Origin of the sequence: Xanthomonas pisi DSM 18956 (assembly GCF_001010415.1) — a bacterium.
Taxonomy (GTDB): domain Bacteria; phylum Pseudomonadota; class Gammaproteobacteria; order Xanthomonadales; family Xanthomonadaceae; genus Xanthomonas; species Xanthomonas pisi.
Genome location: NZ_JPLE01000228.1, coordinates 1 through 296, shown reverse-complemented (window position 1 = coordinate 296; position 296 = coordinate 1). Strand labels below are relative to the sequence as shown.

General features: G+C 49.7%; 1 protein-coding gene. It reads right to left on the bottom strand.

Features of this window, described 5'->3' with window-relative positions:
• Positions 1-45 precede the first annotated feature (45 nt).
• Positions 46-296: hypothetical protein (locus Y887_RS20805; protein WP_046965624.1), on the bottom strand; the 251-nt coding region annotated here is incomplete at its 5' end.

The window sequence follows — 296 nt, the reverse complement described above, 5'->3', positions numbered from 1 at the left end:
AAACCAATCTTTGCAGCATCCGGCTTCTTCTCTGTCCTTTAACAATCAAAGCATCCCGTGCTGAAGGTCAAGCTTTCTTGCGGCAAACGACCTGGCACGGAATCGCTTACCCGCTCTCACCGCCTGCCGAATCTTCTTTTGCATACACTTACGGTCAAAATCGTTGCGGTCAACGGCTTCGAGTAAATCCCGACGCAAAGCACCTAGTGTCGCCTTTTCGGATAATTCTACGCCCAGCGCGGCTGCAACGTCTTTCAAAACATCGAGTTCGGTTAACGTTCTCATTTGATAATCCG